Below are 21641 nucleotides of genomic sequence, written 5' to 3'. Positions count from 1 at the left end.
CCATGCCTACGGTAAAAATGACGGGACACCTTTACCGGTTCTTCCCAGCGCTCGAGAACCGGCCAATTACGGTGCCGGCCGGCTCGGTCGCCGAAATCTTGCGCGCGGTGAACGAAATGGCCCCGGGGTTCACCGATTACGTACTGGATGAACGGGGCGCTCTGCGCCGGCACGTCAATCTTTGCATCAATGAAACGATCGTGATCGATAGAACGACACTCGCAGATCGAGTTTCGGACGAGGGGACTGTTTTTATTTTTCAGGCACTCAGTGGGGGTTAGCGGCTCGTGGAGCAAGGGAGCCATCAACCGACTCAAGCGGTCAACGACTGATTTATGTGGTCAACAACTTTGCTTGGTCGCCTCTTCGTTCAGTCGACAGTGTGGTTAGGCGCGATGGGTTTGCTACTCTTCCTGCCCGCGGGCACATGGCGATGGCCTCAGGCCTGGGCTTTGCTCGCGATCTTCGCGATCGGCTCTGGCACTTTTGGGGCCTGGCTGTTGCGGCGCGATCCCGCTCTACTCGCAGCGCGACTCGGGCCATTGATGCAGCGCGGGCAGCCGCTGTGGGACAAAGTTTTTTTATTGGCGTTCGCCTTTGTTTGGTGCGGCTGGCTCGTGCTGATGGCGCTTGACGCGCAAGTCTGGCACACGTCCGCTATGCCGCCACTGTTCAATGTCATAGGGTGCCTACTGGTGATTGCCGGCTACGCGGCCACAGGGATTGTGTTCCGCGTAAACAGTTTCGCGGCACCCGTTGTGCGCATTCAGAGCGAACGCGAACAGCGCGTGATCGACACGGGTCCTTATGCGCTAGTGCGCCATCCCATGTACGCAGCGGGGCTAATTTACATCGTCGGAATGCCGCTTCTGCTGGGATCATGGTATGGGTTATTGATCGTGCCCGTCATGATCGTCGGCATAGCATCGCGTGCCGTGTTCGAGGAGCGCCTGCTCCAGCGCGATCTGCCCGGCTATGCCGATTACATGAGCCGCGTGCGCTACCGGCTTATTCCGGGCATGTGGTGAATCGGGCCGCCCAAACCACATCTGATCCAATACTCCCGCATTGTCGGAGCGAGTCCCGGACTGGGTGCCGCATGGAGGGCGGTCAGATAATTTCTTCCAATGACGTCAGGGCGAGGCGGATGCACCTTCGTAAACATCAAAGGAGTTCACCATGGCTGTTCAGCTGAATCACACAATCGTCTGGGTACGTGACAAAAAAACGTCCGCTAGTTTTCTTACCGAGATTCTCGGATTACCGGGGCCCACTCCCTTCGGGCCATTTCTTGTGGTGAGCGTCGCCAATGGCGTGAGTCTCGACTTCCATGACAAGGACGGCGAGATCGCACGACAGCACTATGCCTTTCTCATCAGCGAGGCCGAATTCGACAAGATCTTCGCCCGAATTCAGGAACGCGGCATCACGTATTGGGCTGATCCTGGTCAACATCACAAGGGTGAAATCAACCACCATGACGGCGGCCGTGGCCTGTACTTCGAAGACCCTGATGGGCATCTGCTAGAGATCATCACCCAGCCCTACGGCAGTGGCGCCTGACCGAATTCCGGCACTTGGCAAAAAGAGCAATCATCCTTGAATGACCGCTCCTGACCATGCCCAATGGCCACTGTGGCCGAGAAGTGTTCGTCCACCACCTGAGCGTATGTGACGGCTGACGGAGTGCTGCGGCGGTTCGGAGGACCTGTCTGATCCGGCTGCGAGTGTCCGGACCTGGCCGAGCGATGACATAGCAGGGACGCACCACCGGGCCTTGTGCGTGCCACTCTCAGCTGAACGACAGGTGGAACTGCTGTGGCTGGAACTTTAAGATCCGTCGGCGATAGACTTCGATTTCGCACTCACGGCGGCCAACAAGAACGACATCGAGCGGTAGCTGCCGACAGAGGATCTCTCTGGTTTACAATCACTGCCCCGCAGGCGCAGCCTTCCCGGGGATGGGCACAACCCCAACTGACATTCTGCTTCGTCTGGATGGGCGGTAGCGCCCATCGAAACTTTCATACGCAAAGCTTGGTGACGTATGTCTAGACCGTTCGTGGCCTTTCTGACTTTGGCGTTCGCACTTGTTGCTGCTGGAGGATGCACTACCTACAGCGTCAACCCCGGCTGGCATGGCGGCGGGGGGTGGGGGTACGGCGGCGGGGGTTGGGGGCACACCAACGTCTTTGTCGCCAACAATCATTACACCTACTACCACCCGGGGAGATGGTAACGATGGCACGATGGCTCGCCATTTCTCTGGCCGCAGTTATGAATGTCTCGGTTGGGGCGACCGACCCGTCAGTCGCCAAATTGGACCCAGCCTGGGCTGAGTTGGAAAAGAAGACGACGCAACTCCTTGGCCAAGAAGGACAGCGACAGGTGGTCGACATGGCATATGCGGAGATTGCGACCGACGCCTGTGGCGGCTTGACGTTGAACCAGAAGGCAATGACGGAAGGTTTTGACCAACTGGCTGAAGCCGGTAATAAGGCAACTGCCGGTCGTCAGTCCTACGAGCGGGGCATGATGGCCTATTTCGGTGTCTACACCGGGCTCATTCTGGCCGAGAGTTTCTTGGACAAGCGTTCGTTCTGCGATGGCGTTGAACGAGCAAAGGCGCGAAAAGGCGGCCCCAGCAGATTCTGGACTTCGCAATAGCGGTTCCAAGGCACAAGATGGATGGCCGGCCTCAGCAAACGCGAGTGTCGCCTGTGGCCGAGATGATCGCGTCCGGCACGAGAGCATCTGTGACCGCTGACGGAGTGCCGCGGTCAATAGCATGACCGGCCTCATCCGAACAGCCGGACCTGCCCGTCCGCCATCGTCGCACCTCCTCTGATCGATATCGCTGTACCGCCAGCCAGACGGCGCGCCGTGACGAAAACGCTCGAATCATCACAAGTCCGGCAGCAGGGCCATCGAATGAAGGCCAAAAGCGCTCGCTGAGGGGCGTTTCGTGCGCGCGACATCAAAATTAGCGGCTGCATGCGATTGCCCTGGGTCCAACAGGATTGCCTGATTGACAGGAGACCTCGCGACGATCCCGAAACCACTCGGCAATCGATAAAGCTGATCGTAACTTTGATGGCACATGGCGCGTCGATTCGAGCCCGTGCGAGACGGAATGGCACACGCTCTTTGCAACGTGCCGCACCGTCGAGATGGAAGAAGAACCGGGTCACGGCTTCTAGCTTGCGCTGCGCACGGGAAATGGGAGCACCAAGCCCCGCCCCATCCTGATGCGGCTTGAGGGCAACCGCTTTCTCGGGTTCGGAAGCGTCCATCCCCACGCCGGATGACGACCGGACACGGTGCCGGGCCAGTTCCATGGATGGAGACGGGAATGTGCTGACCTGCGGCAAGCTCGGCGCACAATTCGACCGGGAATCAAGAAAATGCCTCGCGGATTGGCTTCAGGCCACTCGCTTCAGCGCGCCGGATCCGGCAGTCGATAGCCTTCCTCCAGCAACACCCGCCGCACCACGGGTCGGCTCAACATGCGCTGATAATGCAGCCGGCACCGGGGAGGCAGTTCCATATTGAGCTTGTCGGCCCAAAACTCGATGTAAAACAGGGCTGCGTCGGCGATGGAGAACTCACCCACCGCGTATGCCCCGTCAGTCAGGGCATCGTTGATGATCAGAAATCCCTGGCTGACGATCTCTTCTCCTTTGGCCCGGACCGCATCATGTTCAGCGGGATTGTTGGTGAAGTTCGAAGTCGCGAAGATACGGGCAAAGCCCTGCATGTGCACCGTCCCGACGATGTAGCTGAGCAGTTCGAGCACCCTCGCCTCGGCTTCCACGGATTCGGGCAGGAGCCGGGCCCTCGGATAGTGTCTGGCCAGCCACCAGGCGATCGCTGGAAATTCGGTGAGTGCTGAACCGTCGCCCCGCACCAGCGTCGGGATGGTGGACTTGGGGTTGATGGCCAGATAGTCCCTGCCCTTATGTTCATTCGCCGGCAAATTGACGATATGGACTTCAAAAACGAGGTCCAGCTCTTCCAACAGAATGTGGATTCCGGTCGAGCACGACCCGGGTGCCATGTAGAACTTCATCGTGGGAATTTCTCCGAGCCAGAGGAGCCGTCGGCATGGTGACCCTACGGATTGTGCCATACCGACGCGACTGACCTTCGAAAGCAGCGGGCGCGTCAATTGGTAATGCGGCTTCGCTGCCCTCCTTGCCGTGGCGGGACCCGCGCCAGAACGCGATTGCCAACAATGGGAACTGCCGCAGCGCCGACGTCAGCAACCGCCGGCAAGTGAGCAAGGGGGACGGCTACTCGGCGAGCGTCCCCCACAGCTCGGAGCGGCTGAACGTCCCGCCATCCCGGCACTTCCGCGTCAGGGCTGTTCTCGATTCTGGACCGATTGCCGACCCGCATGCCGCAGGGTGAATACCCGTTCGATCAGTGCCATTTCCACGCCGGCCCTGGCATGACCTTGCACCGCTTGCCGCCCCAGGTAGTACCAGGGGTTGTTCCGGTGTATCAGACCGGCCGTCAACAGAAACAGCAGAAAGGCCGCGCCGGCTAGGACATACAAGCCTTTCCAGGCACACAGGCCGGCGAAGACCAGGCCGGCTACCCGCAAGAAATTGAGCCACCCAGAATAGACATGACCCGCGACCGGAAAGTCGATGGCCACGTGGTAACGACGGTAAGTCCTTTGTTCCTCCTGTTCCAGCGACCGGCAGAAGGGCAGATCGGTTTTGGGGCGGGTGGCCAGGTCAATGCCGAGGAAAATCAGCCACAGGCTGTAGGTAATCCCCAGAAAAACCTGCGTCGCTATCACCAGTGACGGGTAGCCGACCCCGACCGCGATCAGCACGGTGATCAGACCCAGGAAATTGCCCACAAAGACGCCCATGCATGACTCCGTTGTTTCAGTGCCGGGCAAGTATACGGTTTGATCGGACGACACGAGCCGATTCCACATCATCGGCGTCTGGCTACCGTGCCGCTGGTGGGTGGTGGTACGGATAGCGTTGCGCTCCTACTCCGCCTTACAGTGTGGCGCAAAGGTAAACCTAGGATAGGTGGGGAGCATACCGGAAGGCGAGCCACTGCGCGCGCGAAGCGACGTTGGATTTCAATGGAGTGCCCTGGAACGCGGGCTCGTTCAACAGAGCGAGGCGTAGGTGATCCCAGGTGGAGGGACAAGAATGTTCGCGAGCCCTGGCCATGTTGGGCGCGAATTTGAGTGGTCGGTGCCCCATCCGGTCAAGTCGGTACCTATGCGCGCGCCCGCGCTGGCGCTGGCCTTCGCGCTGGTGCTGTTGGTCGGCTGCGCCGGCATGCCGAAGGAGTACCCCCGGACGCCTTCTAAGGCCTTCCCGAGTTATGCCAGCACTGCGATTGGGGCCTATTTCGAAAAGGCAGCCGGCAGTCACCCGGGCCAGTCGGGGTTCGCGATCTTCCCCGATGGGCGCCGGGCCTTTACCACGCGGATTGCGATGACCGAACTGGCGGAGAAGACCCTGGATTTGCAGTACTTCATCTGGGATGCGGACACCACCGGCCGGATCCTGGCCGAACGAGTTGTTCGGGCCGCCGACCGCAGTGTTCGCGTCCGCATCCTGGTCGATGATCTGAACCTCAAGGGGCGCGATGTGGTCGTCGCGGCCCTGGATGCCCATCCAAACATCGAAATTCGTCTTTTTAATCCCTTCGCCCAGCGTTCCGCGCAGTGGCTGGACTTCATCGCCGACTTCGATCGCGTCAACCACCGCATGCACAACAAGCTCTTCGTCATGGACAACGTGGTCGCGGTCGTCGGCGGTCGCAACATCGGCAACCACTATTTCGAAGTCCATCAGCAGGTCAATTTCCGCGATCTGGACGTCGTCACGGGCGGACCGGTGGTCCGGGAAGCCTCCGGCGCGTTCGATCACTTCTGGAATAGTGATTGGGCGGTGCCGATCCGGGCGATGGTGGATCGGCCCGCGACCGAGGCCGACCTGCGGCGGGTGGTGCAAATGGGGCACGAGCGGATCGCCAAAGATCCCTACCCGTACCCGCTGGCTCAGGACGTGGCAAACCTCAGGTCGGAGCTAACGGCGATTTTCGACACCTTGATCTGGGCGCCGGGCCACATGATTTTCGACGACCCGAATGAGATCAAGAAATACGGGCGCACGACGACGATGACGGAACGCTTCTTCCGGCGCATCGAACGCCTGCGCAACGAGTTGCTGATAGAAGTGCCTTACTTCGTGGTCCGTGATCGGGGACTTGCGGCCGCGAAGCGTTTGCACGAGCGGGGTGTCCTGATCCGGGTGCTGACCAACTCCCTGGCCTCCAACGACGTTCTGGCCGCCCACGCCGGTCATGCAGAGCACCGCGACGAACTGGTCGCGGCCGGGGTGGAACTCTATGAGCTGCGTGCCGACCCGGCAATCAAAAAACGGACCTTTTACCTGTCGGGCTCAGCCCAGTCGACATTGCATAACAAAGTCATGGTATTCGACCGCAAGGACGTATTTATCGGCAGCCTTAATCTCGATCCTCGTTCCGGCGATATCAATACCGAGGCGGGACTTTACATCGAAAGCCCCGAGCTGGCCGCCAAGCTTGTAGCTTACATGGATGAAGGAGTGCGGCCTCAATACAGTTATCGGGTCCGCTTGGACGCCGACGGAGATTTGTACTGGACTACCGAGACCAATGGGAAGACAGAGCGATACGACCATGACCCGAACAGCACGGCCTGGCAGCGAGCCAAGGTGCGTTTCATCCGGATGCTGCCCGTCATGAACCAACTTTGATTCGCGATTCGCGAGTTTTTACGACGTGTTCCAACATGCGCAGTCCGCTTTCAGGATTTGTGCAACGCATCGAGCGACCTTGCGGTGGGGCGCATCGGTGTTTTTCCCACCACCGTGACTATGTAGAAGGAAAAACCAATGCCAAAAAAAAGCTTTATCGAGGATTGCTTGGCGTAGCGTTGATGCTGGGTCTGAGTCTGTCGAACCCGGCCATGGCCGGCAAGGACCTGAACGAAGCGGAAGTGCCCCCGGCGGCTCTGAAGTGGTTCAAAGCGACTTATCCGAACGCCGCGAAGGTCGAATGGGAACAGAAGAAAGTGCATATCGGCAAGCGGAGAGGCGAAACCATTTACGAGGTCGAGTTCACGGATGAATACGACATCGATCACGAAGTGAACGTATCTGCCGACGGTAAGCTCATCAAAGGCAAGCTGGACTAGAAACGCAATCATTCATTGCGAGTAGCGGCCAACTAACGAGGATCTGAACAAACGCGATACTGGCTTGCTCCGGAGTCGTGGCGGCCCGATCTGACCCGGCCGCCACTTTCGCCATCAATCGCGCCCAAATAGTGGTGGAGTCGCAGCATCCCTGCGTTGACGGAGCCTCCGAACCGCCCTGAGCCCCCTAGCTAGTCGCAATTCGGCTTCGAATTGCCGCAAGGCACCCATTCCGATTACTCGATCCCTCCTACTTCATTACGTTTAGTTCCACGCGGCGATTCAGCGACATTCCCTCGACCGACTCATTGTCGGCAACGGGTTTGCTCTCGCCGAAGCCTTTTGCTGTTAGCCTGTCCGCTGCCACCCCGTGGTGGACGAGATACTCGCGAACCGCCTCGGCGCGGCGTTGCGACAGGTCCAGATTGTGTGCATCCGAGCCTCGGCTGTCGGTATGACCATCGACTTCCACGCGTAGCCCCGGGTTCTCGTCGAAGACTTGGACCACTTCGTCAAGCTCGGAATGACTGGAAGGCTTGATGGTGGCCTTGTCCGTGTCGAACAGGACATTGGTGAGGACCCAGCAGCCTGCCCGATTGACCTTTGCGCCCTTGGGGCTGTCCCGGCACTGATCGTCGCAGTCGTTGACGCCGTCGGCGTCAGAGTCGCGGGTCGAGCAGTCTTCGACTGCGCCAGGCTTCAGGAACACCTTGGTGACGAAATCGCCCGCGCCTGCGCTGGAGACCACGTCACCGACCGCCGAACTGGTCCCGCAACCAGCGATGACCGGCAAAATTCCCATCAATGCCTGCCCCGGTCCGTGCGGGTTGTCCACCCAGACCGTATGGAGACAGAGCCGATCACCCAGCTGTTGCTTCAACCGCTTAACGGCCTCTCGAGGTTCGCCCCCGGCTTGCTTGCCGTCGCTCACCAATATGACTGCGACATTGCCTTGGCTGGCCTGCAAGTCGCTACTGGCCTCCTGCAGTGCCTTCCCCATCGGCGAGCCTCCACTCGAGCATTCCACGCTGTCCAGATTGCTTTGGAAAGAGGCTGCAGAATAGGGCGCCAGGGGCGCGTTCAATTTCGTGAAACTCCACGACAGACATGGGCCGAAGCCGAAGGTTCGAAGCCCGGCATTCAGTTTCAGGTCGGGGATGGTCTGGTTCATCCGCCTCAAAAACTCCTTCGCGACGCTGAACTTGTCCACCGAAGAGGCCTCGGGAAACCCTGTCCCAAGGTAGGTAGAGTCCATCGAATCAGACGCGTCCACAATAACGAGAAAGTCGTCGACTTTCTGTGTGTAGCCGGATTGGAGCTTGGCATTGAGATCCTCGGGCGTGAAGGGCTCGAAGGTGGTCGTCGGTTGGCCGGCGCAGCCGGAAAGCATGGCTAGAATCGGAGAGATCACTGTTCCGATTAGCTTGAGCCTGCGTCTCATGGTATTACTGCTCATGGCTTTCTCCTTGACCTCATGGTTTAGCGAGTAGCGAAATTGCCCGGCGAAGCTGGGGAATTTCGATTGCTGATCCCCCCAGAAAAGGCTTCCAAACTCCATCACCAAAATCGAACGGCACTGACCTCCATCAGTGACTCCCTTCACCCTTCCCACGTCAAGTCCTGGATCCAGCTAGGCCAGGATGCCCAGCAATTGCTTCAGGACGTCCTTGATGGGCACTTCGATGGACAACAAGCCCAGGACGGGCAGCAGAGCGGGAACCACGATGGCGAGGATGGCCGATTTCCCGATCGGTGCGGCGCGCATGTTGGCCACTGCCTGGTATAGAGTCTGGGTGTCGGCCACGGGGCCCAATTCCGGCGCATTAAGGACCTTGTCGTCCTCCAACGCTTTGGCTTCGATCCAGCGCCGCCGCACCAGCCGGCCGTGATCCCCCACCAAGGTGCCGTAGTCCAGCAAGGCCTGACGCTTGGCAGCGAACAAGGGGCCCGCGAATACAAACAGGGGAGAGAGACACAGGCCGGTCAGGAACACGACCAAAGCCACCAGTACGCCCTTCAGGTCCACCACGTGGGCGGCGTGATAAACGACTTCATGAGCGAGACGGGAAGCCACTACGGCGGAGACGGAAAAAGCGAAGAGACTGAACGCGATGGGCAGTTTCTCCAGGAAGCCGAGCCCACCGGCTTTGTCCGGGTGGGTCGGCACCAATGCCAGGTCGAGGCCCGCTACCCGCTTCAAGAGGATGATCAGCAGCACGAGTCGCCACAGCCATCCCGCCAGGAGCACGGAAAACAGGGGGCGGCTGATAAAGTGAAACCACCAGCCGGCGAAACCGGGATCGAAGGCACCGGTCGCGGCAGCATCCGCCCACACGAGTTCATGGGTAATCATGGATGGCTGCTCGAACAGCGCTTGGGCGGCGACGATCACGGCAATGATGAGCCAGGGCGTGCTCTTGTCGCGTAGCCGAATCATGCCACGGATGATTTCCCGCAACTGATCGAGTTGTTGGGGCCGGACCAGCCCCGACGTGGCGAAATAGGGTATGAGCCGGACCATCTGCTTGTGCAGGGTAGCCTCCCCCAGGATGAACAGCGGCACCGCCACCAGAAACCGGATATGGATCCCGAAATGCTGCAGCAGGGGTTCGGCTATATCGCCCGGCAGAGCCCGTCCCTGGAGGACGGCCCAGAGCGCCAGCGGCAGCCAACTGACCAGAGCAAAGAAGATTGCGCGCCGGATGAGGCCAAGGCCGGCTTCCGGGATCAACCCCATCCGGCGCTGGATTCGAAACGGAAGGTCGCCCCTTACCAGGGAGAGATCCAGTCCGAGTGGAGCGTCTGCATCCATGGGATATCCTCAGTTCGGCACCGATGAGCCTGGCGGTAACGCCCCCGAGGAGTCCCAGCCTTCGGCATCCCGCGAACAGCGGACCGGGATGGTCGCAATCGAGGGATACGGTCCGCCATTGGTGGAACACGCTCCGGGCGCGTCGTCCTTCAGTTTCGCTTGATGTCCTTGGCCGTTCCCCGTGCGTCCTGCTTGGTGTCCCGCTTGTCCTGTCGGCATTCCGAGCGGCTCTTCTCGTCTCCCGCCTTGCAGTCTTGCTTACCTTGCCGCGCCTGCTGGCGGCCGATCTGTCGGGTGTCTCTTGAGTCCTGCCGTTCCAGACTCCGCTCGGCAGGGTTTTCCGAGTAGCCCGGAGTCGACGCAACAAGCAGTCCCGCCGCAAGGGCGAGGGCAGGACGGAGTCCTTTGGTAGCTGTCGTTCCAGTCATGACGATTGCCCTCCTCGAAAAGGGTTGGTGGGTCGGCATCTGACCGGGTGGTTGACGCATGCCCACCCGGCAAGATCAGGCGATCATGTGTCCTGTCAGTCGGACACGCCGCCAACGCGGAACCCTGACAGATGCAGTGGGTATGCGGCCGCGTTGGATTCCGGTAGTGCCAGTCAATCGGTCACAGCGACCTTTACCCACTCCGCTGTGATCGACTCGGCCGGCAGCGCCTCGCGTGACTTGACCTCGACCGACAGGCCGGGCTTGAGGTCGAGGGGCGAGCCCGCCCGGTTCGGCCCCTTCCCGCGACTGCGGTCCAGCCAGACGGGCGCGGTCTCCGGAATCGTCACCATGACCGCGGCGTCCCCGACCTTGACGCTGAACCGCCGACCCTCGGTTTCTACTGTGGCGATCGTACCGACCACGGAGGCCTTCCCGGAAACCCCGGGGGAGGCGCCGATCGGGATGTACATCTCGGTGGCCTGCTGGGCTTGCGCCAGGCCACCCAGGGCGCTCAGCGCAACGAACAGAAGCAGATTTCTTGCGATCATGACAGACTCCTCGGTAACAGGGCGTGGAGCTTTCCGAAAGCGTCGGGCCCACACGGCAGGCGTGTACCCTCAGCCGCTCAGATGGCCTCGGGCGCGATTGACGGCCTTGAGCGCGCGACGTGCCAGATCCATGCGCTGTGCGGGATGCTGATCGGCCTCGATGGTCAGTTCGCGCGCTTCCCTGAGATCGACCACGGCATCCGGGTGCAGCCCGGCCTCGTTCAATACGCGAATCGCATCGTCGATATCGTTCACTGCCCGGTGCACGATATCCTGGGGATGCTCGCCGTCGGTTCGCTCATTGCGCTCGACCGCCCCCAACATGCCCTGCAGTTCATCGATATTGCTCAGGGCGTTGATGACGCGCAGGAACGCGGCGATGGCCGAGACCTCGGTCGCATCCAGACGGATCGGGCCGCCGGTCGCGCGGGCGAGGCCCTGGCCGGCCGGCGAATTATTGAAGGTGTCGCCATCGTAGAAGTCGACGGCCGCCTCGATCGTCGCAACCGCGTTGTTATGGAAGAACGGACCGGTGTCGGCCGCCTCGACCAGCGAGGGCGTGTTGAAGGTGCCGTTGCCCGGATTGCCCAGCCCATCATCCGGGGGCGTCGGTGTGCCGGCCAGCGCGGCAGGGTGGTCCGGAAGCTTCTCGACCCCGGTGTCGAAGTTGAGATTGCCCTCGCCCAGCGGCCCGCCAGGGGCCGCGTTGGCGCCGGCGTTGAAGTGGCAGAAGAAGCACTTGCCCTTGGTCGGGGAGTCGAAAAGCGCCTGGCCCCGCAGTGCGACGGCGCTCTTCAGCGGCAGCGGGAGTTGCAGTTCGACCTGCCGGCCTTCGCTCAGCTGGTAAGCTTCGAGCGCGTCCAGCTCGGCCTCGGTCGGCAATCGGAAATCGACGCCGGCGCGGCGGTTCAGGCTCTTCGTGAAGTGCTGGGTCACGGCGCCGACCGCGAACGCACGCAGGTCGCGTGTGCCGGGTGCACCGTCGCCGGACCATCCGGTGTGGGGACACCGCGTTGCGCTGAAGCATTCGAAACGGTCCCGCGGATTGCTGTCGATCGACACCCGCTGCGCAAACACATGCGGGACGCCGCGCAGCGTGAACTTGCGGTCGAGGTCGGAGAACCCGTCGAGATTCTCGAGGATCAGCCCCAACTCCCGCATCAACTTCGGGTTCTCGAAGTTCCTCGCGAGTTCCGGCACGAACTCGGCGACGAACAGTGGGTCGTCCTTCGGCAAGGTGGCAATGAACGCGGGGTCTATCGTCAGATTGTGCTCTGCGCGATGACAGGTACCGCAGGTGCGACCGTTGCCCCCAAAGGTTTCCTTGAAGAACAGTTCGCGTCCTTTCGCAACCAGCGGGTCGCCGACATCGCGAGCCGGGGGCAGCTTGGCTCCAGCGGGAGGAGGAGTCGACGGGCAACCCGCCAGCACCGCCAGACCAACGGCCAGCAGCGCTGGCATCCACATATCGAATTTTTGCATCGGATTACCCCCCTTGGGCATCACGTGAGCGGTGCCGGAGCCGCGACGCAGGCCGCAGCTCGGCCTCCGGCGGCGCCCTGGAGTGCCGACACGGCTCGGCGCGCGCAGCGCTATAACAGCGGGTTTGCCGCCTGAGAACAATCCGTATGCCCACGGATGGTCATCGGTTGCGTGAGATCGAGGAAACCGCGGCTGGACAATCAACGGGATCCCCGCGAAGGCCGGAATGCTGAGGGAGCTGGAACCGGTGTAGCCTCGCCGGCTTGAACGGGAACCCTGAGTGTTGGCGCCTTGGGATAAAATCCCGCTGGCCCACGGTCGAAAGGCTTGTAATGAAAACCCTACTCCGGCTTATCTACACCAGTCGCTCGAATGTGCACCTCGACGAGGCGGGCTTGGCTAGCCTTTTGGAGCAATCCCGCGGCAACAATTACGACTCCGGCATCACGGGTGTGCTGAGCTTCGGCCACGGTTTTTTTCTGCAGGTCCTGGAGGGTCCCGAGCGGGAGTTGATCTCCCTGTACTCGAGGATCATCGCTGATTCCCGCCATCGGGATTGCGAAATCCTCGATGTCAGTCTGACGCACGATCGCCTGTTTCCGAACTGGACGATGGGTTTCGTCGGCGCGTTCAAACGCGGCTCGGCGCCTTACAACGAACTGCTGGATTACCGGATCGTCCGTGACGACGCCGCGAAGACCCGCGCCCTGCTCGACGACCTGTTAGAAATCGTCACGGAGTGACTTTTGCCCCCGGGCAAATGCCCAGGCTGCAGGCTAGCCTGAACCGTCTGCCCGGCTCTCCGCCGGTTGAATCGCGTTTGACCAGGGCCGTTGCGGCCTCAGATAGGTGCCGCTGCGCACGGTCTTACCGAGACTCCGGGCGAGTCCCCGATAACCACCCGTCTGGAATACATCCGGTAGGCCGTAGCGCAAGAGATCGACGAAGTGCTGTTCGTCCACGCCCGCCAGCCCGATAGCCGTCGGCTCTTTATCCTGTAAGGTCCCGAACAGCCGGTCCCACAGCGAAAACACCGCCCCGTAGTTGCTGTCGTGCTCCGACCGCAGCACCGAATGATGCAGCCGATGTAACCGGGGGACGATGAACAGCCGGGACAGCAGATCCTCACCCCGGAAGCGGATGTTCGTGTGATGGAACAACACGAAAATGGAAATGACGGTCTGGCTGACCAGCACGACCGGGGCACTGACGCCGATCAAGCCGATGAAGGCGACGCGGACCAGCACCTCCAGGAACAACTCCCCGAAATGGAAACGCAAACCCGTGGTGACATTGAACACCCTGTCACTGTGGTGCACGCGATGGAACACCCATAAGGCATCGACGTGGTGGGTCAGGTAGTGCCACCCATACAGCGCCAAATCCAGCAGGACAAAGGTCAGGCCGTACTTCAACGGTCCGTCTGGCATCTGACTGAGCAGACCGTACCCGGATAGCTGCTGGGCAACGAACATCAAGGTAGGAATTGATAGCACCGACAAGGTGATATCGTTGAACAGGAACGTTTCAAGATTGGTCAGGTAGGAGTTTTTCAAGGCCCGGAGCCCCGGCCTCAGGAAGGGGCGCCGCATCTCCACCCACCACAGCAGGGCCAGGGTCAACACCAACAACAGCGCGAGCACGTCGTCATTGAAGAATCCGGCCTCGGTCGTCACCGCAATCGGTTGCGCGGCATCACTCATGGTCCGTGTCCCTGATACGTTTGGCAACTATCCGACAGACACTGCATCGCGGGTACAGTTTCCTCCCCGGGGCAATGCGTTGTTCGCTGCGCGTCAAGAATCAACGATGGCTGATGTACTCCCCCGTGGATCTGCTGCTTGAATGCCTTGCGGGGTACGAACTTCGGCGTACATGAGGCCGCGATCCGGCGCGTGTCACCCGTCGCCGGGTTGCGCCCTTCTTGGGCTTCTGTTTCAGCCGCTTTGAAGATGGGCAACGCAATGAAGGTTCCGGTCTCGCCTTCGCCAACGGCCCGTGTGATCTCGAAATACCATGATCGCCCTAACGAGGTGCGCGACTGCCGAGCCACTGCAGGAGTTTCTGATAAAGGCGGCCGGGCTCCACGGGCTTGGACAGAAAGTCGTTCATGCCCGCATCAAGGCAGGCCTGCCGGTCCTCGGCAAACGCGTTGGCGGTAATGGCTACGATAGGGACTTCCCGATATGCTGACAGCTGGCGCAGCCGGCGCGAGGTTTCCAGTCCATCCATACCAGGCATTTGCATATCCATGAGTATCACTGCGTAACGGTTGCCCATGGCGAACGCCAACGCCTCGTTGCCGTCGGCTGCGACAGTCGGGCACAGGCCGCCCTTCTCCAGCAGCGCGCTCATGACTTCCTGGTTGATGAAGTCGTCTTCCACCACCAGGACCCGGGCGCCGACAAAGCCCTTCAGGAGGGCTGGCCCGACGACCTCTTCATGCCTGCGGTCGACTGAGGGATCACAGCTCTTGCCCAGCCGAGCCGTGAGCCAAAAGGTACTCCCTTTTCCGGGCCGGCTGTCCACGCCGACTGCCCCGCCCATCAGTTGGGCCAACTGCCGAGTGATGGCGAGTCCGAGTCCCGAGCCGCCATGGCGGCGGCTTCGCGAGCCATCAGCCTGCTCGAAGGCTTCGAACAACCGCGCCTGTTGCCGCAGAGGGATGCCCGGTCCGGTATCGGTGACCTCGAACCGGATCAGGTAGTCTTCGGCAGTCGCATCCAGCACCCTTCCGCGGAGCGCTATCCCACCCTTGTCGGCGAACTTCACCGCGTTGCCGAGATAGTTCAGCAAGGCTTGGTTGAGGCGGGTGACATCCCCCTTCAGGCTGGAAGGCACCCCATCCACGTCCACCGTGAGACTCAGACCCTTGGCGAGAGCCAGTGGCTCGACGCCGGCGAGCAAAGTGCGCAGCAGGTCGTCGAGGCGAAAATCCGCCGGGTCGAGTTCCATCTTGCCGGCCTCGATCTTGGAAAGATCGAGAATGTCCTCGATGACACGAAGCAAATGTTTACCGGCAGCTTCAATCTTGCCCAGCTGGCGGGTTTGGGCCGGTGTCAGGAGGGGGTCCGTCAGGAGGATGTGCGCCAGCCCCAGAATGCCGTTGAGCGGCGTACGGATTTCATGGCTCATGTTGGCGAGAAAGACGCTCTTCGCCACGGTGGCGACCTCAGCTGCCTCCTTGGCCTGTTTCAGTGCCTGTTCGGCGTGTCTGCGCTGGCTGATGTCGACACCAAATGCGATATGTTGGGCCGGCTGCCCATCCCTGGGCTCCCTGTAGTGGACCGTTACCTCGATCGGGAAGCGGCATTCGTTCTTCGCCTTCACATCGGTCTCGAAGTGAAGAAAACCCCGCTCCCTGATCGCCTCGGCGACTTGCGGAAAGGTTTCCGGCGCGGCACCGGCGTCTACGTCCCAGACATGGAGTTGACGCAACTCCTCCTCGGTGTAGCCAAGGAGCTTCTGGGCATGGGAGTTGGCCGAGAGCAGACGGCCACTGCCGGCATCGACCCAGATGATGCTGGTACCGACGCTCTCCAATGCGAGCCCCAGGTCAGCCAGGCGATCGTTGGTGGTGCGCAATTCCGCAGTGCGCTCCTCCACCATCGTCTCCAACTGGTCACGGTAAGCCTTGAGTTCCGCATCCAGGCGCTTACGCTCGCCGATGTCTTCGATCAGGCCGAGCAAATACTTGACCGCACCATTCTCGCTGCGGACGCAGCCCACGCTCAGGTTCGCAAACAAAACTTCGCCGTTGCCACGCAGGAAGCGCTTCTCGAGCGTATACCCGTCAGTCTCACCGCCCATGATCCGTTCGAACTGGACAAGGTCGGCGGCCAGATCCTCCGGATGCGTGAGTTCGGCCCACGTCCTCTCCATCAATTCAGTGCGGGAGTAACCCAACATCCGGCATAGACGGTCGTTCACTTCGAGCCAGCCTTTATCCGGAGAAGTGATCGTGATGCCGACCAGGGGGGTTTCGAAATAACTGCGGAAACGCTGCTCGCTCTCACGAAGGGCCTGCTGGGCGAGCTTGGACTCGGTGATATCCACCACCACCCCGTCCCATAGGCTCTGCCCACCTTCCAAGGGCGTGGGCTCCGACTGTATGCGCGCCCAACGCACTTCGCCGGCAACCATGAACCGGCCTTCCCAGCAGAAGGGCTCCAGACTCGCAAAAGCCTGCATGTTGGCGGCGAGTAGCTCCTCCCGATCAGCCGGATGCACCGTTGCGAAGCCGGCGGCCAGGTCGGCGTAAGCGTCCCTGATGTCGAACCCCAGAAGTTCACCTACGCGGGGACTGAGGTATTCAAACGCCACGAAACCTTCCCGTGCCGCGCGCAAGCGGTAGATACCCACGGGCACTCGTTCCACCACCTGCTCGTAGCGATTCCGACTCTCGCGCAATTCGCGGACAAGCTGCTGATCTTCCGAGGGCTGGGCATCCCAACGGGTTACCGCCATCCCCAAAGCCTCGTCCGGATTGTGGCACGGCCTGCCGCAAACTGAATCGCTGGCATCGACCACGCGCTCGTGACCGTCCAGACTATGAACGGCCTCGCTGGTATTGCGAAGAATCGCCCGAGCAAGGTCCGCCTCACCGTGCGATCGCGCTTCTGTGAGAACGCGCTCACCGATCTCCTCGGCCATCAACAGCCGCTCGGACGCTGGACTACCGTCCGCGCCGAGCACCACCTCGCTGACTCTAAGCCAGATCGTCGTGCCATCGGGCCGGCGATAGCGCTCCACCCGACCGCTCGGGGTGTTGTCCGAAGCCGGCATCGCCATCTCGGGAGCGGACGCGGCCAGCGTCTCCGCCAGCGGCCAGGGCGAGTCGATCAACGCGGCTGGCGCCACGCCGAGCAATCCGGCCATCCGGGCGTTCATATCCCGAATATTGCCGCTGGCTGTTTCGATGAGGGCAATACCAATAGGGGCGTTGGCAAACAAAGCCGTGTAGCGAGCCGTGGCCAACCGACTTTGCTGCGGGTCTGGCAGTTCCTCATCGGGCTCTCCGCGCCCCGCTGCCGACCCTATCGTGTCGCCAAGTTCGGTCATGCTATCGGATGTTGACTGCGGATGGAGTGGAAGTACCGGGGGTTTCTACAGGACTGCAAAACGGGGGTAAGTATATGCCCTGTGGGCTTACTCATTGGAGTATCTCCCACGGGCAAGTTTCAGGGTGCGGAATCGGCGGATGAGGTCGAGGGAATCCGTGTTACTGAAAACCGGCATTCGAAACCACCACGGGTAGAGTACGAGTCGCCGGAACGGCCGAGGACGTAGGCTTCGCCGTGTACGAATCAACGCCCACTCCGTACTGAATGGAGCCATACGGTGCCTCGGGCGCCATTCCAGACCAGGGAACCACGCAGTGCGCTCCACTTTTCTGGCGTTCACGAGCGCCACGCCCCTCAGTCGAGAGGCGTCCGCATCGTCACAAACTCCTCGGCGGCCGTCGGGTGAATACCCAGGGTGGAATCGAACACGGCCTTCGTGGCACCGGCCCGCAGCGCCACGGCCATGCCCTGGATGATTTCTCCGGCGTCGGGCCCCACCATATGCAGGCCCAGCACCTTGCCATCCTGTCGGTTCACGACCATCTTCATCATCGTCTTTTCCCCCAGACCCGACAGCGTGTGCTTCATCGGCGTGAAGATTGATCGATACACATCGATCTCGCCATGCACCGCCCTCGCCTGTGCTTCGGTCAGACCGACCGTCGCGACGTTGGGCTGACTGAAGACCGCGGTCGGAATCGTGTCGTAGTCGACCGGGGTGCTTCGATTGGCAAAAAGCCGGTTCACCAGCGCCATGGCTTCGGCAGTCGCGACCGGGGTCAGGTTGACTCGGTCCGTGACGTCGCCGATCGCATGAATGGAAGGGATGTTGGTCCGATAGTCCCCGTCTACGATGACGGCACCTCGCTCGTTCAGCGCAACGCCGACGGCTTCCAGCCCCAGGTCGGCCGTATTCGGCGTTCGGCCCGTGGCATAGAGCACCAGATCCGCGGCCAGCGTCTCACCCCCGGTGGTGTAAGCAAGATAACCGTCCTTGGCCTTCTCAATGCGCTCGATCAAGGTATCAAGGCGCAGACTCAAACCTTTACGGAGCATCTCCTGCGGCAGGAAATCCCGAATGGCTTCGTCGAAACCGCGGAGCAGCTTGGGGCCGCGATGAACGAGCGTGGTCTGAACCCCGAAGCCATGCATGATGCCCGCGAATTCCACGGCGATATAACCGCCGCCGACGATCAGCAAGCGCCGCGGCAGGTGCTCCAGAAAGAACATCGCGTCGGACGTAACGGCGTGCTCCTTGCCGGGGAACTCCGGTACCGAAGGCCGGCTTCCGGTCGCCACCAGGATTCGCTCCGCCGTGATGCGCCGTTCGCCCACAGCGACCGTGTGAGGGCCCAGCACCGTCGCCCGGCCGGGCAGGATCTCGACACCGGAGCCTTCCAGCAAGCTGGAATAAACGCCCTGCAGCCTTTCGATCTCGCGGTTCTTCTGCGCCAGCAAACGCGACCAGTCGAAACGCGCCTCGCCAACCGACCAGCCGAAGCCACGGGCGGCATCGAAATCTTCACGAAAGTGGGAGGCGTAAACGAACAACTTCTTCGGCACGCAGCCGACGTTCACGCAGGTCCCGCCCATGTGACGGTACTCGGCGATGGCAACCTTCGCGCCCAGACCCGCCGCCATGCGGGCAGCGCGCACACCGCCGGAACCGGCACCGATCACGAACAAATCAACCGCATCAACCGTCATGGACCCTCGCTCCGTTGAAAAGACCCCGGGTCGGGCATCCGGGCGGTGTCGGTCCCGCCCATCCCGGGTATCCTCGAAGGGCACCGGAGACGGACAGAAGCCGCGCGACACTCAGCTCCGGGACTGTTTCAGGTACGCCAGCATCGTATCGACGTCGCTGACCTCGAAGGGATCCTCCGGGTGGTTGTCGGCGATGCCCGGCTCGGCGAACAGTTGCACGATCGTGCCATCCTCGACCAGCATCGAATAGCGCCAGGACCGGTATCCGAAACCGAGGTTCTCCTTCTTGACCAGCATGCCCATCAGGCGCGTGAAATCGCCGTTGCCGTCGGGCAGCATCTTCACGCGTTCGATCCCGAGGTGCTTGCCCCACTGGAACATCGTGAACGCATCGTTGACGCTGAGGCAGTACACCTCCTCCACACCCTGCTCGATGAGCTCGGCGTATTTGGCCTCATAACCGGGCAGATGCGCACTGGAGCAGGTCGGCGTGAACGCACCGGGCAAAGCGAACACGACCACCCGGCGGCCTTTGAACACATCCTCGGCGCTGACATCCTGCCAACGGAATGGATTCGGACCGCCGACGCTCTCGTCGCGGACACGGGTCTTGAAAACGGCAGGGGGGACAGTGTGAGTCATTGTAAATCTCCGCTTTAGGGGTGGTCCGGTCATGGGCCGGGATTTCGACGGGCCGGCGTTGCTCCCCTTCCCGTCCAGTGCGGAGACAGATTATGTCAGCCATTTTCCGCAGTAAAATCGATTGTTATAATTTCGACGATCGATGTCATCAATTGAACTCCGATGAACTTGCGAGACCTCCAATACGTGACCGCCGTGGCGGAGCTGCGCAGCTTCGTGCAGGCAGCGGAGCGCTGCTGCGTCAGCCAGCCGACGCTGAGCATGCAGATCAAGAAGCTCGAGGATGAGTTGGGCGTGCAGCTTTTCGAACGCACGAACAAATCCGTGCTGCCGACGGCCGTGGGCGAGCGCGTCATCGAGTCAGCCCGGCGCATCGCGAAGGAAGTCGATGGCATCAAGGACATCGCCGACGCGGCGAAGGATCCGCTCGCCGGGCCCCTGCGCCTCGGCGCATTTCCGACCCTGTCGACCTATCTGTTTCCGGCCCTCGTCCCGTTCATCCGGCAAGCCTTGCCCCGGGTGAAGCTGACCTTGGTCGAGGAAAAAACCGAAGGGCTGATCCAGCAGTTGAAGACCGGCCAACTCGACGCGGCCTTGCTGGCGTTGCCGGTACCCGAGGAGGGTCTGGAAGCTGAGTGCCTGTTCGAGGACGCGTTTCTGCTGGCGATCCCGGCAGACCACCCGCTGGCGCCGCGGAAAACGATCGATCAGGCCGAATTGGCGGGACAGTCGCTGCTGTTGCTGGATGAAGGCCATTGCCTGCGCGGTCAGGCACTGCAGGTATGTCAGCTCAACGGCGCGAACGAGGGGCAGGATGTCCGCGCCACCGGGCTGGAGACGCTTCGGCAGATGGTCCGGGCGGGCTTGGGCATCACGTTGATGCCAAGGATAGCCTTGAGACCGAACGACGAGCAGGTCCGCTACATCCCGTTCTCGCCGCCGACGCCCAGCCGCACGATCGGCCTGGTCTGGCGCAAGACGAGCGCCCGCACGGCGCTGTTCGCCGAACTCGGGCGCGTGGCCCGACAGGCTGCGGGCTGAATACCGAAAGGCGAAGGCAGGCATCATCCGAAGGGCGTGACGCGACCTCCGTCGGGCTCGGTTCCACAATCCGGTCCGGAGTCACCTGGAACCGGCACGCGTCGAGCGAACTCCTCCTCGTACGGTGATCGACCCCTACCCGATGCGCCCCAACTTGGACCAGCGCCGTCAGCCAGCGGACCGTGGCGGCGCTTTCGGACGAGTTGAAGGAGAAGGTTGTTACAACGAAGATCGATAAGCCGGGCCTCGGGCAGGCGATCGAGGCGGTACGGGGCGCCGCGCTTTCACGCTGGACGTACTTGGTGGTGAGTTAGCGAGGAGCCTGTTGCCTAGAGTTTGCGCTTCGCAAAAGAAAACCCCGGCGGGGAAGAACGATCCCCGCCCGGGGTTCACCGGCGTTTTCATCCGGGCTTCCCGTCTCCTCTGGAGAGCATGGAGCAACTGCAAGTGTAGAAGACGCTTCGGCTCTGGTCGCTGCTGCGGTGAGCCGCTAGCCCGGAATCAGGCCACCTCGGAGACGAGCGAGGTAGGACACCAAACTGCAGCCCCGTAGCCGGCCACCGCTCCGCCCTTGGTAGAGTCCAGCGACGTGGTGTAAATCGAGGGTCAGAGATGGGAGGCCATCGCGAACTCCGGTAAGGTTGAAAGTGCGAAAGACAACCTGAACGTGGAGACGACGATGGCCGACGACAGCAT

The 21641-nt window shown here is 61.4% G+C and carries 20 protein-coding genes; 8 read left to right on the top strand and 12 right to left on the bottom strand.

The features are described 5' to 3' along the window. Positions 1-2 precede the first annotated feature (2 nt). The 4 genes from BWR02_RS14895 (at position 3) to BWR02_RS14880 (ending at position 2667) form a co-directional block, all read left to right on the top strand. A complete protein-coding gene (locus tag BWR02_RS14895) occupies positions 3-281 on the top strand; it encodes a ubiquitin family protein (RefSeq protein WP_139558726.1) in 279 nt (92 codons plus the stop codon). 54 nt (positions 282-335) lie between these two features. Continuing rightward, positions 336-1028 (top strand): methyltransferase family protein, encoded by a 693-nt coding sequence (locus BWR02_RS14890; protein WP_201276286.1) that lies wholly within the window; start codon positions 336-338, stop codon positions 1026-1028. Positions 1029-1179: 151 nt separating this feature from the next. After that, positions 1180-1563 (top strand): VOC family protein, encoded by a 384-nt coding sequence (locus BWR02_RS14885; protein ID WP_139558725.1) that lies wholly within the window; start codon positions 1180-1182, stop codon positions 1561-1563. A 678-nt stretch (positions 1564-2241) separates the two neighbouring features. Continuing rightward, entirely contained in the window at positions 2242-2667 is a 426-nt protein-coding gene (locus BWR02_RS14880) for a hypothetical protein (RefSeq protein WP_139558724.1), read from the top strand. Positions 2668-3436: 769 nt separating this feature from the next. Here BWR02_RS14880 and BWR02_RS14875 read toward each other — a convergent pair. Then, complete coding sequence (locus BWR02_RS14875) at positions 3437-4069, bottom strand: glutathione S-transferase family protein (protein WP_139558723.1); 633 nt, start codon at positions 4067-4069, stop codon at positions 3437-3439. A 288-nt stretch (positions 4070-4357) separates the two neighbouring features. Then, positions 4358-4882, bottom strand: coding sequence for a hypothetical protein (locus tag BWR02_RS14870; protein ID WP_139558722.1), 525 nt, complete (start codon positions 4880-4882; stop codon positions 4358-4360). Positions 4883-5177: 295 nt separating this feature from the next. Between BWR02_RS14870 and BWR02_RS14865 the strand changes: the two genes are divergently transcribed. Further along, positions 5178-6779 carry a phospholipase D family protein gene (locus BWR02_RS14865; RefSeq protein ID WP_139558721.1) on the top strand — a complete coding sequence of 534 codons (1602 nt, stop codon included), beginning with the start codon at positions 5178-5180 and terminating at the stop codon, positions 6777-6779. A 35-nt stretch (positions 6780-6814) separates the two neighbouring features. Further along, on the top strand, positions 6815-7219 hold the full coding sequence (locus tag BWR02_RS21315) for a PepSY-like domain-containing protein (RefSeq protein WP_236102282.1): 405 nt from the start codon (positions 6815-6817) through the stop codon (positions 7217-7219). Between the two features lie 250 nt (positions 7220-7469). On the opposite strand, the gene BWR02_RS14855 is transcribed toward BWR02_RS21315, so the two are convergent. The 5 genes from BWR02_RS14855 to BWR02_RS14835 all read right to left on the bottom strand — a co-directional run bounded on the left by BWR02_RS14855 (position 7470) and on the right by BWR02_RS14835 (position 12492). After that, entirely contained in the window at positions 7470-8675 is a 1206-nt protein-coding gene (locus tag BWR02_RS14855; RefSeq protein WP_162560177.1) for an OmpA family protein, read from the bottom strand. Positions 8676-8849: 174 nt separating this feature from the next. Beyond that, on the bottom strand, positions 8850-10031 hold the full coding sequence (locus tag BWR02_RS14850) for a hypothetical protein (RefSeq protein ID WP_236102279.1): 1182 nt from the start codon (positions 10029-10031) through the stop codon (positions 8850-8852). A 149-nt stretch (positions 10032-10180) separates the two neighbouring features. Next, a complete protein-coding gene (locus BWR02_RS14845; protein ID WP_139558719.1) occupies positions 10181-10459 on the bottom strand; it encodes a hypothetical protein in 279 nt (92 codons plus the stop codon). A gap of 173 nt (positions 10460-10632) precedes the next feature. Continuing rightward, complete coding sequence (locus tag BWR02_RS14840; RefSeq protein WP_139558718.1) at positions 10633-11010, bottom strand: hypothetical protein; 378 nt, start codon at positions 11008-11010, stop codon at positions 10633-10635. Positions 11011-11079: 69 nt separating this feature from the next. Continuing rightward, complete coding sequence (locus tag BWR02_RS14835; RefSeq protein WP_139558717.1) at positions 11080-12492, bottom strand: hypothetical protein; 1413 nt, start codon at positions 12490-12492, stop codon at positions 11080-11082. 332 nt (positions 12493-12824) lie between these two features. On the opposite strand from BWR02_RS14835, the gene BWR02_RS14830 reads away from it, so the two are divergent. After that, entirely contained in the window at positions 12825-13235 is a 411-nt protein-coding gene (locus BWR02_RS14830) for a BLUF domain-containing protein (RefSeq protein ID WP_129884996.1), read from the top strand. Between the two features lie 33 nt (positions 13236-13268). Here the strand turns inward: BWR02_RS14830 and BWR02_RS14825 are convergent, their stop codons facing one another. From BWR02_RS14825 to BWR02_RS14805, 5 genes are all read right to left on the bottom strand, one after another. After that, the gene (locus BWR02_RS14825) at positions 13269-14195 is read right to left on the bottom strand and encodes a sterol desaturase family protein (RefSeq protein WP_139558716.1); all 927 of its coding nucleotides are present in this window, start codon (positions 14193-14195) and stop codon (positions 13269-13271) included. Continuing rightward, the gene (locus BWR02_RS21690) at positions 14192-14545 is read right to left on the bottom strand and encodes an HU family DNA-binding protein (RefSeq protein WP_139558715.1); all 354 of its coding nucleotides are present in this window, start codon (positions 14543-14545) and stop codon (positions 14192-14194) included. Before BWR02_RS21690 ends, BWR02_RS14825 begins: the two co-directional genes overlap by 4 nt. Beyond that, positions 14518-17553 (bottom strand): PAS domain S-box protein, encoded by a 3036-nt coding sequence (locus tag BWR02_RS14815; protein ID WP_139558714.1) that lies wholly within the window; start codon positions 17551-17553, stop codon positions 14518-14520. The genes BWR02_RS21690 and BWR02_RS14815 overlap by 28 nt, the downstream gene beginning before the upstream one ends. A gap of 356 nt (positions 17554-17909) precedes the next feature. Beyond that, complete coding sequence (gene gor, locus BWR02_RS14810) at positions 17910-19262, bottom strand: glutathione-disulfide reductase (RefSeq protein ID WP_139558713.1); 1353 nt, start codon at positions 19260-19262, stop codon at positions 17910-17912. 111 nt (positions 19263-19373) lie between these two features. Beyond that, positions 19374-19904 carry a peroxiredoxin gene (locus BWR02_RS14805; RefSeq protein WP_129884992.1) on the bottom strand — a complete coding sequence of 177 codons (531 nt, stop codon included), beginning with the start codon at positions 19902-19904 and terminating at the stop codon, positions 19374-19376. A 162-nt stretch (positions 19905-20066) separates the two neighbouring features. Here BWR02_RS14805 and BWR02_RS14800 point away from each other — a divergent pair, with 162 nt between their 5' ends. Beyond that, on the top strand, positions 20067-20945 hold the full coding sequence (locus BWR02_RS14800; protein ID WP_139558712.1) for a LysR substrate-binding domain-containing protein: 879 nt from the start codon (positions 20067-20069) through the stop codon (positions 20943-20945). The last annotated feature ends 696 nt before the right edge of the window (positions 20946-21641 follow it).

Source organism: Methylotetracoccus oryzae (assembly GCF_006175985.1).
GTDB lineage: Bacteria > Pseudomonadota > Gammaproteobacteria > Methylococcales > Methylococcaceae > Methylotetracoccus > Methylotetracoccus oryzae.
This window is presented reverse-complemented; position numbering and strand designations above follow the sequence as displayed.